Origin of the sequence: Natronoarchaeum sp. GCM10025703 (genome assembly GCF_042661985.1) — an archaeon.
Lineage (GTDB): Archaea > Halobacteriota > Halobacteria > Halobacteriales > Natronoarchaeaceae > Natranaeroarchaeum.
Genome location: NZ_JBHSZF010000002.1, coordinates 22,135 through 37,018, shown reverse-complemented (window position 1 = coordinate 37,018; position 14,884 = coordinate 22,135). Strand labels below are relative to the sequence as shown.

The 14,884-nt window shown below is 56.9% G+C and carries 9 protein-coding genes and 6 pseudogenes; 6 read left to right on the top strand and 9 right to left on the bottom strand.

Annotated features, from left to right (window positions below; genetic code table 11):
• Window positions 1-2: 2 nt before the first annotated feature.
• The 3 genes and pseudogenes from ACFQH2_RS17290 (at window position 3) to ACFQH2_RS17280 (ending at window position 4,046) form a co-directional block, all read left to right on the top strand.
• Window positions 3-281, top strand: a complete 279-nt coding sequence (locus tag ACFQH2_RS17290; protein ID WP_377050299.1) for a DUF3006 domain-containing protein — start codon at window positions 3-5, stop codon at window positions 279-281.
• Window positions 282-1,109: 828 nt separating this feature from the next.
• Window positions 1,110-1,778, top strand: a pseudogene (locus tag ACFQH2_RS17285) (helix-turn-helix domain-containing protein).
• A gap of 109 nt (window positions 1,779-1,887) precedes the next feature.
• Window positions 1,888-4,046 (top strand): annotated as a pseudogene (locus tag ACFQH2_RS17280) (PAS domain S-box protein).
• Window positions 4,047-4,188: 142 nt separating this feature from the next.
• Here the strand turns inward: ACFQH2_RS17280 and ACFQH2_RS17275 are convergent.
• On the bottom strand, window positions 4,189-4,533 hold the full coding sequence (locus ACFQH2_RS17275; protein WP_377077040.1) for an amphi-Trp domain-containing protein: 345 nt from the start codon (window positions 4,531-4,533) through the stop codon (window positions 4,189-4,191).
• Between the two features lie 661 nt (window positions 4,534-5,194).
• On the opposite strand from ACFQH2_RS17275, the gene ACFQH2_RS17270 reads away from it, so the two are divergent.
• Both ACFQH2_RS17270 and ACFQH2_RS17265 read left to right on the top strand, forming a co-directional pair.
• Window positions 5,195-6,478, top strand: coding sequence for an RNA-guided endonuclease InsQ/TnpB family protein (locus ACFQH2_RS17270; protein WP_377050293.1), 1,284 nt, complete (start codon window positions 5,195-5,197; stop codon window positions 6,476-6,478).
• Between the two features lie 76 nt (window positions 6,479-6,554).
• Window positions 6,555-7,049 (top strand): hypothetical protein, encoded by a 495-nt coding sequence (locus ACFQH2_RS17265; RefSeq protein WP_377050291.1) that lies wholly within the window; start codon window positions 6,555-6,557, stop codon window positions 7,047-7,049.
• 77 nt (window positions 7,050-7,126) lie between these two features.
• Here the strand turns inward: ACFQH2_RS17265 and ACFQH2_RS17260 are convergent, their stop codons facing one another.
• From ACFQH2_RS17260 to ACFQH2_RS17230, 7 genes and pseudogenes are all read right to left on the bottom strand, one after another.
• The gene (locus ACFQH2_RS17260) at window positions 7,127-7,891 is read right to left on the bottom strand and encodes a plastocyanin/azurin family copper-binding protein (protein ID WP_377050289.1); all 765 of its coding nucleotides are present in this window, start codon (window positions 7,889-7,891) and stop codon (window positions 7,127-7,129) included.
• 25 nt (window positions 7,892-7,916) lie between these two features.
• A complete protein-coding gene (locus ACFQH2_RS17255; protein WP_377050287.1) occupies window positions 7,917-8,225 on the bottom strand; it encodes a thioredoxin family protein in 309 nt (102 codons plus the stop codon).
• Window positions 8,226-8,395: 170 nt separating this feature from the next.
• Window positions 8,396-8,750 (bottom strand): annotated as a pseudogene (locus ACFQH2_RS17250) (SHOCT domain-containing protein).
• A 6-nt stretch (window positions 8,751-8,756) separates the two neighbouring features.
• A pseudogene (locus ACFQH2_RS17245) lies at window positions 8,757-9,173 on the bottom strand (DUF302 domain-containing protein).
• Window positions 9,174-9,268: 95 nt separating this feature from the next.
• Window positions 9,269-9,625 carry an SHOCT domain-containing protein gene (locus tag ACFQH2_RS17240; RefSeq protein ID WP_377050281.1) on the bottom strand — a complete coding sequence of 119 codons (357 nt, stop codon included), beginning with the start codon at window positions 9,623-9,625 and terminating at the stop codon, window positions 9,269-9,271.
• A 57-nt stretch (window positions 9,626-9,682) separates the two neighbouring features.
• Window positions 9,683-10,003: a hypothetical protein gene (locus ACFQH2_RS17235; protein WP_377050279.1), complete on the bottom strand. Its 321-nt coding sequence runs from the start codon at window positions 10,001-10,003 to the stop codon at window positions 9,683-9,685.
• Between the two features lie 339 nt (window positions 10,004-10,342).
• Window positions 10,343-10,882: pseudogene (locus ACFQH2_RS17230) on the bottom strand (helix-turn-helix transcriptional regulator).
• A 595-nt stretch (window positions 10,883-11,477) separates the two neighbouring features.
• Here ACFQH2_RS17230 and ACFQH2_RS17225 point away from each other — a divergent pair.
• The gene (locus ACFQH2_RS17225; protein WP_377050277.1) at window positions 11,478-11,777 is read left to right on the top strand and encodes a hypothetical protein; all 300 of its coding nucleotides are present in this window, start codon (window positions 11,478-11,480) and stop codon (window positions 11,775-11,777) included.
• 378 nt (window positions 11,778-12,155) lie between these two features.
• Here the strand turns inward: ACFQH2_RS17225 and ACFQH2_RS17220 are convergent.
• Window positions 12,156-14,811 (bottom strand): annotated as a pseudogene (locus tag ACFQH2_RS17220) (heavy metal translocating P-type ATPase).
• Window positions 14,812-14,884 lie beyond the last annotated feature (73 nt).

Here is a 14,884-nt window from a genome sequence, read left to right as displayed (position 1 = left end):
CAATGGAGGGGACTTACACTGCCGTTGTCGACCGGATCGAAGATGGCGATATCGCCGTGATCCTGCTCGAGGAGGATGGGGAGGTAATCGAGCAACTGGATATCGCGGCTGATCGTCTGCCCGAACCCGCTCAAACGGATGGGGGCGTGCTTTCGGTGACGCTCGAAGCGGGGGAGATCGTCTCGATGGAGTACCAACCGGAGGTAACACGAGACCGCCGCGAGTCCGCTCAAGAGAAGCTGGATCGGCTGTCCGAGCGGTTGTCCGATCGCGAGGAGTGATTAATATCCGGGGACATCCTCGCCCGCCGTGAACGGCGGGATTCTCTCGCTGCTGAAAAGTAGGAACCGACCGTTCACCCGACTGGTTCCGATTACTGTCTCATTGTTTGGGGCGGACAGGCCGCCATCGTAGGACTGGCGGGAATCGGTCCGTTCCTAACCGATTCCTGCTCCTGAGTAGGCTTGCCTGTCAGTTCAAAACACGGATTGAGAAATCTCGGAGGGGCCAGTAAACGTAGACTGATTCCGAGTTGTCGGATTCAGCCTGCGTTAACGAGACCGCAGGTCTCGTTCCCACACCAGAAATCTGTGATGTCTGGGGGCAGCTAAAGCCGCAGGTATTCTCCTTGCTATTTATAAGCAGGTTATACGCTTAAGCTACAGAACAATGCGGTTACGAGTCTTCTATTCAGTTGTATGACACAGAGAAACCATGCTGATGATCAAGACAGAGCTACTGAATCAAAAATCTACCTCCCTGCCGGGGTCACCCCGTCGTCCGAAGCCAGTTGGTTTGAGTACATCTGGACAACGCTGTTCAGCCGTCGCATCTGAAAAAGGGGATAGAACTGCGAACGAGTCCGTTGAACCAGCTAATTCAAGAGTGAAGTGTGTGATTTCTGAATTGATCTTCCGCTCTGACGAGACACATGAGACGTGAAAAAATTGAACCCCATCCTCGCATTCAAGAATTACGACTGACCGACTCAGTTAAGCCACCACACGACCTCCGTATAAGCCCGGTAACAAGCATCGCAATATATTTACATCAAGTATCTCAAATATAATCCTAACACCTAATGTACGAAACCATCACTTTACAGAACAATGACCGATATTAAAGCCGTTGTCCGGGCCGAGCATCCTGACATAGTGCTCACACAGTCAGTCAGTCACGATCGAAGTTCAGAAAGTCAAGTCGGTGTCAGAGGCTGGAACTGACCCGACGTCGGGGAAGTTCTTTTATTACATAGAATCATCTGATTTCCAGCGGTTCGAGGACGGGTTACGGAATGATAGTACCATTGGCGAATTCTGAACGAGTTATTGAAACCAGAGACAAGGAGGCGATATATAGCTTTGAGTATACAGACAAAGCGAAGATCCTCTCACCAGTAATTTCGGCCGCGAATGGTGTTATCCTCGACATGGAAAACGATGGAAGCGCCTGGATCCTAACAGTATGGATGCCCGAGCGAACGGATCTAGTTCATCTTTGGGACTATGCACAACAGCACGACATTGATATCGATTTGCTGCGCGTGAATGAATACGCTAGTTTGGGGAATACGGACGCCGGGTTGACCGATAGCCAGCGAGAAGCACTCCTCGCCGCATTCAGAATCGGGGTACTTCGAAGAACCACGGAACGCAACTCTCAGCGAGGTCGCCGCTGATCTGGATATCTCTCAACCTGCAGCAAGTGGTCTGCTTCGACGTGGAATCAAGCGACTCATCATATCTTCCCTGATGGATGAGAGTGAAACGCCAGATTGATCAGCGGGACTCGGTGCAGTGGCAACGGTGAGTTCTCCACTTCTCAGAAAGTTCAAGTGCTACGGAGCTAATCAATAAACCAATTAATGCTTGCGGACGAGTAAGCAGTATGAACGGTGATAGAAGAGTCCGTAAGAACTCAACAATCCTTCCGGACTCGAAAACTATCGATATCCTCCATATCGATGACGACCCCAGTTTCGCCGGGCTTGTCGCCACCTTCCTTGAACATGAACGTGACTGTTTCAATGTCCGCAGTATAACAGACTCTCGCGATGCCCTAGACGTTCTCAAAGAGAACGAGTCGTCTGTTGATTGTATCGTGAGCGACTACGAGATGCCGGGCGTAGACGGTTTGGAGGTACTGGAACGAGTACGTGAGTCCTATCCAGATCTTCCGTTTATCCTCTTCACTGGAAAAGGTAGTGAGGAGATCGCTAGCGAAGCCATCACGGCAGGCGTCACTGACTATCTCCAGAAGACCACTAGCACGGACCAGTATGGCGTCCTCGCGAATCGCGTGCAGAACGCTGTCGAAGGATACTGGGCCGAACGGTACATGAACCGTGGTCTCGAAGCCATCGAAACCGCACACGACGGCATCAGCATTCTTGATGACGATGGCTACATCGAGTACGCGAATTCCGCCTGTGCGGAGCTTCTCGGCTACGAACCCGAGGAGCTTATCGGCCTCCATTGGGAAACGTTCTACCACGACGAGGATGTCGATCACGTCTACGACGTCCTCCTTCCGGAGGCACGCGATGGGCGTTGGCACGGCACTACGTCGTTCGTCCGGAAGCACGGCGAACCAATCGACCTCGAGCACACGCTCTCGTTTACTACCGATAACTCGCTGATCTGTACACTCACGCCACCACAAGCGACTGATGCGGGGACGCTGCATCTATCGGCGAAAGAGCAAGCAATGGATGAGGCTCCGATCGGGATTCTATTGACGGACCCCAACCAGGAGGATAACCCGATTATCTACGCGAACGACGAATTCACGGCACTCACTGGCTACGAGAAACACGAGGTGTTTGGGCAGAACTGTCGATTCCTCCAGGGCGATGGCACTGATGATGAGCCAGTCGAGGAGCTTCTGAAGAGCCATTGATAATCGCGAGCCGGTAACCGTCGAGGTGCGGAACTACCGGAAGGACGGCACGGAATTCTGGAATCGCGTCCGCATCGCACCACTGTATGACGCTGACGGCGATGTCGATCTCTTTGTCGGATTCCAGGACGACGTTACGGAGCACAAGAGGTACGAACAACGGTTACAGTCCCATACCGCGCGTCTCGAGGCGCTGTTCGAGCATTCGCCGGATATGTTTATAATCCACGACTTCGACGGCGTCATCCGGGATGCCAACCAGCGACTGTGTGACGAACTCGGATACACTGAAGACGAACTGATCGGACAGTATGTCTGGGATCTCGATCCAACGGCCGATCCGGAGCGCGCGTCGTCATTCTGGGAGTCACTCCCGCCGAATACCCCGCGTCGATTCGAGGGAAAACTCGAACGGAAAGACGGGTCCACATTCCCCATCGAAATCCACCTTATCCGTCTCAACTTGGATGGAGAGGATCGGATCGTGGCGATGGACCGTGACATCAGTGACCAGAAGCGACGCGAGCGTGAACTCGTCCAGCAGAACGAGCGGTTGGACCGATTCACGAGTGTCGTAAGTCACGATCTCCGGAACCCGTTACAGCTCGCGAAAGGCCGCCTGGAGTTACTGCGAGAGGACTGCGACAGCGACAACATCGACGAGATCGACTACGCGTTGGGCCGGATGGATGCCCTGATCGACGATTTACTGGCGCTCGCGCAGGCCGGGGAAGCAGTAATGGACCTCGAAGCAGTCCAGTTGCCGGACGTCGCCCAGCTATGCTGGGGAACACTATCGACAAAGGATGCGACGCTCTCGATTGAGACAGACCGTACCATCGAGGCAGATCCCGATCAGCTCCAACAGCTCGTACTAAATCTGTTCCAGAATGCCGTCGAACACGGCGGGCCAGACGTAACAGTGACGATTGGGAACACAGATACTGGCTTCTATGTTGCTGATGACGGGGGCGGACTCCCCGACTCAGAGAGTACGAACGTGTTCAGAAGCGGGATATACGACCGCTGACGACGGGACCGGATTCGGGCTGGGTATCGTCAAGGAAGTCGTTGACCGACACGACTGGGAGATCACTGCCACAAACGGTCCCGACGGTGGTGCTCGTTTCGAGATTGAAATCACGTGACCGTCCGGTACGTCGGTAGATGCGGGCACGCTCGATACTGATAGTCCTGTATCTCCCCTGTGGGGTTCACTTTTCTCTGACAGTAGGTTTCGCTCCCGTGACAGTGCCTCACAGTGTTCACTGCGTCCGACTGTCCTGCTGTTCATTCCTGGTCGTCTGCTCCCTGCTCACTCGTTTCGGGTTCCTCCGTCCCGTCGCTCTCGTCTTCTTCGGGTGAGACTGCCTCACCGTCAGCCATCGACCACTCTAGCTCGACTTCCAATTCGGCCTCATCCTCTTCTTCCTCGTACTCAACTTCCACTTCGAACTGCTCGGGAACGGTCACCGGGCCCTCATCGCGGCCCAGTTCTACTGACCCGCTCGCAACGCCGGTGGCGAGGCGACGGAGGACGTTCTCTCCCTGTTCGCGGGTCATGAGGCCCTCCAACTCGAATTCCTCTTCTTCGTGCTCTTCCGCATCATTCGCATTCTGGCTCTGGTCTGTCACGTGTACACGTACGGCCTCCATACCAAAATTCCACCCCCACTCCCGCTTTGCTCTCACCTGTCCGCTCAGATTGCAGATCGACCGCTCGGAGGTTTCAGTCAGAAAGAACCACGGGCGAAATGGTCGATACAGATGAACGGCTTACCAGGTCCGGGTCGGGAGAAGACCAATTGCACTGACGACCTGATGGTCACCATCGACGGGTACGATCACACGCATTTGCTCGTTGTAGTCAGCCAATAGCTCTCGACAGACGCCACACGGCGGGATAACGCGCGCTTCGGTTGCGTCATGATAGGGCAATGGGTACGATACGGCTACGGACGTCTGAATCTCGTCATGGTCATACCCGTCTGCAATGGCTGAGCCAACTGCAACTGGCTCTCCACAGACCGAGGCCCGTCCGATACTGGCCGGTAAACCCACACCCTCATATACCGAGCCATCTGCCATCCGAATGCCAGCAGTGACGATGTGGGCATCATCAAAAAACTCCGGATCGAACGTCTGTTTATACGCTGAGCAGGCGCAATACCACGTCGTTTACGGCGTGGATACGCGCCGCCAACTGATGATACAATAACCGTTGTTCGGCATTTCTGGATATTCCACGCGACCCGAAACCGACACTTGTCCATAAGCTAAGAAACATAGGTTATGTATGGCGAAACAGGTCGTCAAACGCACTTTCATTGGTTCCATACAGAACCATCAGCAAGTGCAGGACGACCTTGATTCGCTTGGATTCGCCGCCAGTAAACTCTGGAACGTCGCCCGCTGGACAAGCGGGCGTGTCTGGAACGAAACTGGCCACATCCCCGACGACGGCGACCTGAAATCGTACCTCAAATCCCACGAACGCTATAGTGACCTACATTCGCAGTCAAGTCAGCGAGTTCTTGAAGAACTCTCTGAAGCGTTCACTGGCTGGTACAAGAAACGCCAGAACGGGGACTCGAAAGCGAATCCACCAGCATATCGCAAACACAACGACGAACATCCACGCTCAACGCTCACGTTCAAAGGCGCTGGCTTCAAGCTCGATACCAAAAATGGTCGAATCCGACTCTCCAAAGGTGAGAACCTGAAAGAGCACTGGTCGGACTTCGTTCTCTGCAACATCCAAACACGACCTGACGTTGACCTCTCTGCGATTGAGAGCGTCCAGCAGGTACGCGCTGTCTGGAATAAGCAGCGAGACGAATGGGAACTCCACATCGTCTGCAATGTCGAAATCAATGCATCAGAGAACGACGCTGAGAAGACCGCTGGTATCGACCTGGGTATCTGTAACTTCGCCGCTCTCGCCTTTGAACACCAAGAGTCTGAGCTATACCCGTTGAACTGCCTCAAACAGGACGATTACTATTACAGCAAGCATATTGCTCACTGTGATGATTCCTCGTCGGAAGAATCAGTACGGTTGAACACCAAGAAATCTAATCGTCGTGCGCACTATTTCCACACGCTCTCGAAACATATCGTGGAGAGATGCGTTGACGAGAACGTCAGTGTGATTGCAATTGGTGACCTCAGCGGGATCCGTGAGGATGAAGACGGTGAGACGAAGGATTGGGGCAAGCACGGTAACTTGGACTTGCACTCGTGGGCGTTCGACCGATTCACTGACCTGCTCGAATACAAGGCTGAAGAATCTGGCATTTCCGTTGAGCGCGTATCTGAGGAGAACACCTCAAAGTCGTGTTCTTCGTGCGGGTGTGAGCGTGAGTCGAATCGTGTTGAGCGTGGCTTGTACGTGTGTGCCGAGTGCGAGTTGGTTGCGAATGCTGACGTGAATGGTGCTGAGAATATTCGGAAACAAGTATCTCCGAGTCTCGCCACGGATGGCGGTGATAGGAGTAACGGCTGGTTGGCACAGCCATCGACGTACCTGTTTGACAAGGAAACTGGCTCGTTTGAGCCTCAAGAACAGGCAATGTCGTAGACCCTAATATCCCAAACCAGCGGTAGCGGTGCCGTGGGATTCCTCCGCGTTCACGCGGAGGAGGATGTCAATCCTGATGCGCGAGGCGAGAGATACGGACGGCCGCCTCTCGGTCGTGGGCTATCGAGCACGGCAGGTTATCGCGGCCCGGTTCGGCGTCCTCGTCGTCATTACACTCCTCGTTGTCGGCGTCTCAGTGGGAGTGATGCTCGTCGACTTCTGGCCGGAGCAGCTGTGGTGGTTTGTCGCCGCGATGCTCGTCCTCTCGGTGACCTACGGACTGATCGGGATGCTCGTCGGTGCCGTCTTCAATCGACTGGCCGGCCTGTGGATCATGTTGATCCTCCCGATGATCGATATCGGGCTCTTTCAGGACCCATTGTTCGTCCAGTCCGAGCCCGAGTGGTGGATGAAACTCTTCCCGGGCTACCATCCCGTCCGCGTGATAGTCGATACCGGGCTCACAACGGACCTGGATACTGCTGTGTCACTCAGCTGGGGATTCAGCTATCTCCTCGTCATCGGGCTCCTCGCTATATGGGTGTACTACCGAGGAACTCGAACGACGTGACGACGCAATCGAAAAAGGACGATCTCCGCAGACGGACGGATTTACCGACGTCTCCCAACGGGGTTCGGTGACTCTCCTCACAGGGATGGGTCGTTTTGCCCGTCCTCCAACCGTTCACGACGCGTCTGGAACTCTTCTTCGTCGATCTCGCCTCGTGCGTAACGACGTTGAAGGGTTTCCATCGCGGAATCGTCACTCTCTGGAGGTGCATCACCTCGACCCGTTGCCCAGTAGAGGAGTCCGCCGACCAGCCCCAGCATTCCGAATGCCCCGCCGACGAACGGCAGCCCACCGAACCATCCACCGTTCCGGCCGTTCATCATCCCCGGGCGGGACCCCATTCCGGGACCCATCATTCCGCCATCGGAGTTCCCATCACCCCCGGTACCAGATCCATACGCGATCGCGCCCTGCTCGACGATCGCGTCGCTCTCGGGCACGTCACCGTCCGGAATCGGACTCTCTTCGGCCGGGCCGCCGGGATTGCCAACGACGATGCGACCAACCATCCCGACTGTCTTGTGCGGGATGCAGTAGTAGTCGTACGTACCTGGTTCTTCGAACGTGTACTCGTACCCTCCCGACGAGATGACCCCACTATCGAATGGACTGGCGTCGAGCGGAATCCGGTTCTCGTAGGCCGTCGCCGAGTGTGTACCGGCTGCTATCTCGAAGCGGACGGTCGTGCCGGGTTGGACGTGGAGCCCGATCGGGTCGAAATAGTTGTTGCCCATCTTCACGACGGGCGTCTCCTGTGCGCTCACTGGCTGAGAGAGGCCTGCGCTGGCGACTGCGCCGGCACCGAGCACTCCCAGGAACTGACGTCGATCATAGTTCGTCATGTGGTTTGAATTGGTCGGGTGGTCGTTATGTTCGCACGACATCGACGAGACGTTGGACGAGTCCAGACGACTGTTCGGTCGCGCTCTCAATGGCTGGTTCGAGGTCGTTCCGCTCGACAATGCCGATGAACTCGGCGGTCTGTTTACCGCTCGCGTAGACGAGTGTCGTCGGCGTCTTCCGGACGCCGTATTCCTCGGCCGTTTCCAGATCTTTCTGGATATCGATCTCCCGGAACTCCATGTCCGGATACTTCTCCTCGAGGCCGTCGTTTTTCTCTCGTTGTGTTGCGCATGCTCCGCACGTCTCTTGGGTGAAGAGGATGACTTCGGTCACATAGTATAATACGGTATTGGGACTTAACCACATTACTATTCAGAATCGTAAGCTGAGAGAACTCCATCTCTTCGATTCTGAAAGGGCGTTCACACAGTGGTGACCGGGAGTAGCATCACAAATTCGATCACGCAGGCGTGTGAATACGCACTTGGTGCGTACTCGTTGGCTCAATCCGACCGTTCGAGTCTCTCGCGGCGGGCTTCTGAACTCTTCATCAGTGAGGTCGCCACGAGCGTATGCCGTGCGGAGTTCCTCCATCGCGGGATTTCGAGATGTCTGCGTTTCGCTAATACGCCGGAAGACGAGATAGCCACCGCCGAGGAGGATAAGGAGGAAGATGAGCGGGACGAGCATCCCGACGAGCGGCCACCACCCGCCAGTACCGCCATACTGACCCATCATCCCACCGTACCCCATCATCCCGCCGAATCCTATCCCCATTGTGAGCAACGGGAGTAAGATGATCGCTCCGAGGATCAGAAGAACGATCGTCGTGACGTCGAGCTGGTTTGATGAAGACATCGAAGATCAGGTCTCCGATCTGGATCCTAGTTCGTCGGTGACGGCCGAGAGAACACGTTCAGAATCGCTCGGTGACCTCGGTCGCGATAGACTCGAGCGCATCGTTGTCTGCGATGTCGATCAACTGCTGCGGATCGACGGCACTCACAACGATATCGTCGTCATCGGTTTCGTAGACGATGACGTTACACGGGAGGAGTGCTCCGAGTTCGATTTCTTCGGTCAGTCCCTCGTATGCCAGGGGGGATTGCATGCACCGAGAATGCGGTACTGGCGGAATTCTTCGTTGAGTTTCTCCTTGAGTGTCGCCTGGATGTCGATGTCACAGAGGACGCCGAATCCTTCGTCTTCGAGCGCTGCGATCGTCGTGTCGACGACGTCGTCGAAATCGCCAGTGACTGAAGTCTGTATTGTGTATTCCATGTAATATTATACCCCGTCCACGGGGTTAACGGTTGGGTGCCGCAACGGCGAGCGTTGGGAGTGTGATGTATCGGCTGGAACAGCAACTGTTCCAGTCATCCGGTTCGTTCGAGCTGTTTTCGCCGTCGATCGAATTCTTCATCCGATAGCTCACCGCGGGCGTAGCGCTCGCGGAGAACTGACAGCGACTGCTCTTCGTTCCCGCCGGATCCTCGGTTGAGGAGCGCATAGACGATGTAGAGCGGGACGACGATGAGGAGCCCCATCCAGAGAAGTCCCCAGAGGCCCATCGCTCCGCCGAAGAGGCCCCAGCCGCTCCCGCCCATCATACCGCCGCCGTAGCTCCCACCACCGCGGGCAGCAGCCGTTCCAGTCGTTGCGACCAGCAGCGGGACGGCGAGGATTGCGAGTCGACGAGCAGTGCGTCCGATGTGAGTGGTGAGTTGTGTCATTATCTTGAGTTGGTGAGTTGTGGTGTTCGGTTGCAGCGATCGAAACGGTCAGGGTTGTCAGCAGTGGCCCTGCCCGTACATCTCGCCGCTGTAGTCGTCGTCAGCTCCGTCGTGGTATTCCTCGTCAGACATGTCCTGGGCCATCTCGTCGACGGTCACACCCATGTGCGACTCCATCCACTCGACGCTACCAGGGCCCATGTGTTCGGCCATCTGCGCCTCCATCCAAGTGGCCAATTCATCTGCGGTGGTATTGTCCGTGAGCGTGTCGTCAGCGGTCGTGTCGTTGCCGTGTGCGCTGGCAACGGGCGCGGCAAACGCGAGTCCGACGATCGCGAGGGCCACGAGCAGCCAGCGGCCGAGTTTGAAGTTGGTCATTGTCTTTCTCCTCGATTACTCGTAGGACTGCTGGGGGGTTATCGACGTGGGTGTGAATCCACACAGGAGAACGTTCGAGAACATGTATAAGAGGACCTAACCGTTTTTCAGGACAAGGACCGTTCCTCCGGCCCGAATTCGCCGGATTGGTACTCAATCCTTCTCCCGGGACAGGACCACGGCCCCAGGAACAACAGTATGAACGATCCGTAACCAGGTCATTCGACGTATTCTACGACACGCGCCATCCCTGCATCGAGATTGTGCAGACGTGATAGTGGACAACGTTTTGGACGGGGCTGGACTCGTGGGAACGCCCCACTAGTTCGCCTGTTTTCGTTATAGGTCGTCGCTCGGATAGATGCGATACGTCCGCCCTTGGCGCTCGCGGTACAGCAGGCCACGCTTCTCAAGCGCACTCACCGTCTGACTGACCTTGCTCTTCGAGATGTCCGAGCGATCCCTGAGTTCGATCTGTGTGATGCCAGACGAGGAGATAACTGGTTCGAGGATACGGCGTTCATCATCTGGCAGGAGGTCTAACACGCGAGCCTGTAGCTGAGACTCCGGATTGATGGCTCGATTCGATTGGACAGCTACCTCTGGCGATTCATCACCCTCAGGATCGGTCGGATTCGCCATTTAACTCTGTGAGCGGTCGTTTACCTCTATGCTGGTGACCTCATCCCGAATCACGAGATACCCCCCATCGATGACAGCCGAAACGAGGAAGGTTCCGAGGACGTACCAGAGTGGATTCGTTCCGTGAACGGACCCCATCAACGTGCCCATTATCGATCCCATCTGGTCGAAGGCCTGCTATTGCTGGTATGCTTGCCAGATGAGCACACCAGAGACGATGAGGACGACAGCGACCAAGCCACCGACTACTGTATCGGCTCGCCGTCGTGGGTGAGGCTCGGTCCACTATCGTCGGTTCGCATCCCACGGGGTCGCAGTACTGCCCGGGCACACCGAGACCACGACGGTAGACGTATAGGAGAAAGCCAGAGAGCGCGAACACGACGATTTTGAAAACCTGAACGAGACTCGTGATGACGAGCCCCATGATGATCGCCCACGCCGCAGTCCAGAGGAAACCGACGCCGATCCGCAACGACTCGAGGATTCCGTCGACGAGGGCGGCTTGCATATTTAGACGATCGCAGCCATCTTTTTTGTTATTTGTTCTTAAGAAACCGGGGCAGTGGGCGGAGTAAATCTTGCATTCAAAGGTGACTCATGCTATCAGAGGTGGTCAAGCGTTCGAGGACTGCGTTCGCGCTCATCAGTTTTTGCGTGTCACTGATTCCAGTCGGTGGTGGCTCCTTGGTCTTCCGACGGACCGGCCATACAGATCTGGGTGTTGGACCGCTGGTTCCCCCACGATATTTTTCCTCCGTGTTACCAAGGAATCGCTCCCTTTCGAATTGTAAGAGAAACCCGATTGAAGGAGTAGAGCGTATCTGTAGTCATGAGCACTACTACCACAAACCAAGATGCGTACGAAATGGACTCCACGACCAACGTGATGCATCTCGATTCGTTGGCACTGGCGGGCGCAGCAGCAGTCGTCTCTGCCACCGCGATGCTCCTGCTGGGTGTGTTCGGAGCGATCGGCGTCTATGAGGGCGCAGTCGAAGCGATGGAGCAGTGGCACCTGTTCTTCGAACCGACCATCGTCGGGACTGTGGCGGGCATGGTCGAGGCAGCGGTGATCAGCTTCGTCTTGATGTATGCCTTCGCGTGGCTTTACAACGCCTTCGTATCATAGATTAGGTGTCAATCCAGGTACGTCACCGACAAAGCCGAAATCATCATCGACGCATCGTCCGAGGAGGTATGGGAGTACGTAACCGACCCAGTCCATTGGACGGCGTCGAACCCCGAGGAACACTACGGACTTGAGTACAACACGCCCGATAACCATCCCCGAGAGGATGCGACATTTCACCAGGCCGAAGAGGTCGCTGGGACGTACGCCGACCTCCACGGCCGATTCCAGTACATCGGTCATCCACATGTAGGGGTCTGGACTGGGACAGCGTACTATCCGGTTCTTCGTGGAATTGTCACTCAGGAGTAGCCGTCTCTCTCCAGAGAGTCGTTTTTTCCGGACACGACGAAGAATGCTGCTGGTGAAACCAGCTGATTAGCGGAGTCGACCGAGGAGCTCGTAATCGTGATCCGGAGTGTACCGGCGGAACAGTAGACTGTTCGACAACACCGATACACTTGAGAAGGCCATCGCGCCGGCGGCGAGCACGGGCTGGAGCAGCCCGAGTGAAGCCAACGGGATCATCGCCGTGTTGTACCCAAGCGCCCACACGAGGTTCTGCTTGATCTTCTGGAGCGTCGCGTCCGAGATACGGATAGCCTTCACCACGTCGAGTGGATCGTCGCGCATCAGCGTCACGTCCGCCGCTTCGATAGCGACGTCCGTCCCGCTCCCGATGGCCGTCCCGACGTGGGCCACCGCGAGCGCGGGCGCGTCGTTGACGCCGTCGCCCACCATCATCGCCTTGCGACCTTCGTCCTGAATGGCCTCGACGGCATCGGATTTGTCCTCGGGGAGCACCTCCGCGTGGACATTTTCGGGGTCGATCCCGACCTGCTCGGCGACGGAGAGGGCGGTCCGCTCGTTGTCGCCGGTGATCATCATCACGTCGATGCCGCGCTCCTGCAGTTGGCTCACGGCCTCGGTTGCACTTTCTTTGATCGTGTCGGCGTCAGCGACCACACCGATGAGTTTGCCCTCCGCTCGCGGCTGTTCGCCGCTCGCATCGCGGTCGCCGCTTCGCTCCGAACCGCGCAACGCGACGAGCATTGCCGTCTTCCCCTCGTTCTCGAGGCGCTCCATTGTCTCCTGAGCGGGCGAGGGGTCGATCCCGTTGTCGCGCAGCAGCTTGCGGTTGCCGACCAGCACCTCATTGTCACCGACCGTCGCTTTGATGCCGTGGCCGGGGACGTTCTCGAAGGCGTCCGGGTCGGTCACGTCGATACCACGGGCTTCAGCTCCATCGACAATGGCCCGCGCAAGCGGATGCTCGCTTCCACTTTCGGCCGTCGCTGCGAATCGGAGGACGTCGTCCTCACTGAGACGATCGCGTGCAGTTAGCGCTCCGCCGTCGGCTGCCGGCTCTCCACCGTCAGCGACAGGTTGGCCGTCACCGTCGAAGACCACGACGTCCGTTAGCTCCATTTCACCTTTTGTGAGCGTCCCGGTCTTGTCAAAGACGACCGTGTCGACGTCTTTCGCGCGTTCAAGAATGTCCCCGCCTTTGAACAGGACGCCGTTCTGGGCACCGATCGTTGTCCCAACCATCGTTGCAGCAGGCGTCGCTAACCCCAGCGCACAGGGACAGGCGATCAACACGGACGATGCGAAGACGATGAGCGCGAACTCGAAGACTGAGACGCCTCCAGCGGCGACGGGGCCACCTGCGACGAGTCCCCATAGCGGGAGTGCCTCAACGAAGCCCGCGAAAGTCGCGGGGAAGAGGAACCACACAGTGCCCCACAGCAACGCGTTCGCGATGACCGCTGGGACGAAGTACGCCGAGATGCGGTCCGCCAGATTCTGGATGTCGGGTTGGCGCGACTGGGCTTCCTTGACCGTCTGGACGATCTGCTGGAGCGCCGTGTCCGCACCGACCTTCGTCGCCTCAACGACGAGCACACCGTTCTCGTTGATAGTGGACCCGACGACCTCGTCACCCTCGCCTTTCTCGACGGGAACCGACTCGCCGGTGACCATCGACTCGTCGACGGCGCTCTGCCCGTCGATGACGACGCCGTCGGTCGGAATCTGCTCGCCGGGCCGGACCTTCATACGGTCGCCGACGGTGACCTCTTCGAGTGGCACTTCCACTTCGGTACCGTCCTCGTCGACGAGGGTGGCCGTCTCGGCCTCCATTTCGAGGAGCTTTCGAAGGGCGTCACCTGCCTGCCCTTTCGAGCGGGCTTCGAGGTAGTTCCCGAGGGTGATGAACACGAGGATCAACGCGGCAGTGTCGAAGTACAGCCCCCGCGATCAATTCCGCGAGTACTGCGATTGAGTAGAAATACGCAGTGGACGAACCCAGTGCGATGAGAACGTCCATGTTGGCGCGCCTGTTGTTGATCAGCGCGTTGTACGAGTTCTTGTAGAACGGCCAGCCGAGCACGGCCTGAACTGGTGTCGCCAGCAGGAACTCGACCCATCCGAATTCGACGCCGAGGACCGTCTCCGGGAGAATTCCCCCGCCGAGCAGGAACTTCTCTGCGAGGAAAAACAGCATCGGGGCCGAGAGCGCGGCTCCGAACAGCGTCAGTCGAAGCTGTTTTCAGATCTCACCCTGTCGTGCAGCGTCCCGAGCGTCTTTACCCGATTCACCGCTGTTGCTGTCTTCACGAACCGGCGAGTAACCAGCGTCCTCGATAGCGTCGTAGAGCGCGTCGAGTGAGGTGTCCGCGGGGTTGTACCTGACCTGCGCTTCGTCGGTGGCGAAGTTCGCCTCGGCCGCGATAACACCCGGCGTGTTCTCGAGCGCGGTCTCGTTCGTCTGCACACAGTTGGCACAGGTCATATCGGAGATGCCGATGGTCACCGTGTCAGACACCGCACCGTAGCCGGCGTCCTCGATCGCCCCGTAGATCTCTGCGAGCGATACCTCGTCAGGGTTGTACTCGACGGAGCCCTCGTCCGTGGCGAAATTGGCGTTCGCCTCGATGACGCCGTCGAGTGACTCCAGGGCGTCCCCAACTGTCCCCGAGCAGTTGGCACAGGTCATTCCTGTGATGTCCAGTTGTGCTGTGCGTGTTTCCATATCATACTGTAGGAGCTACCCCGTTAGGTGAGTTCTCACTTGGATAGTGAGGGTAATCGACGGCGTTTACTTT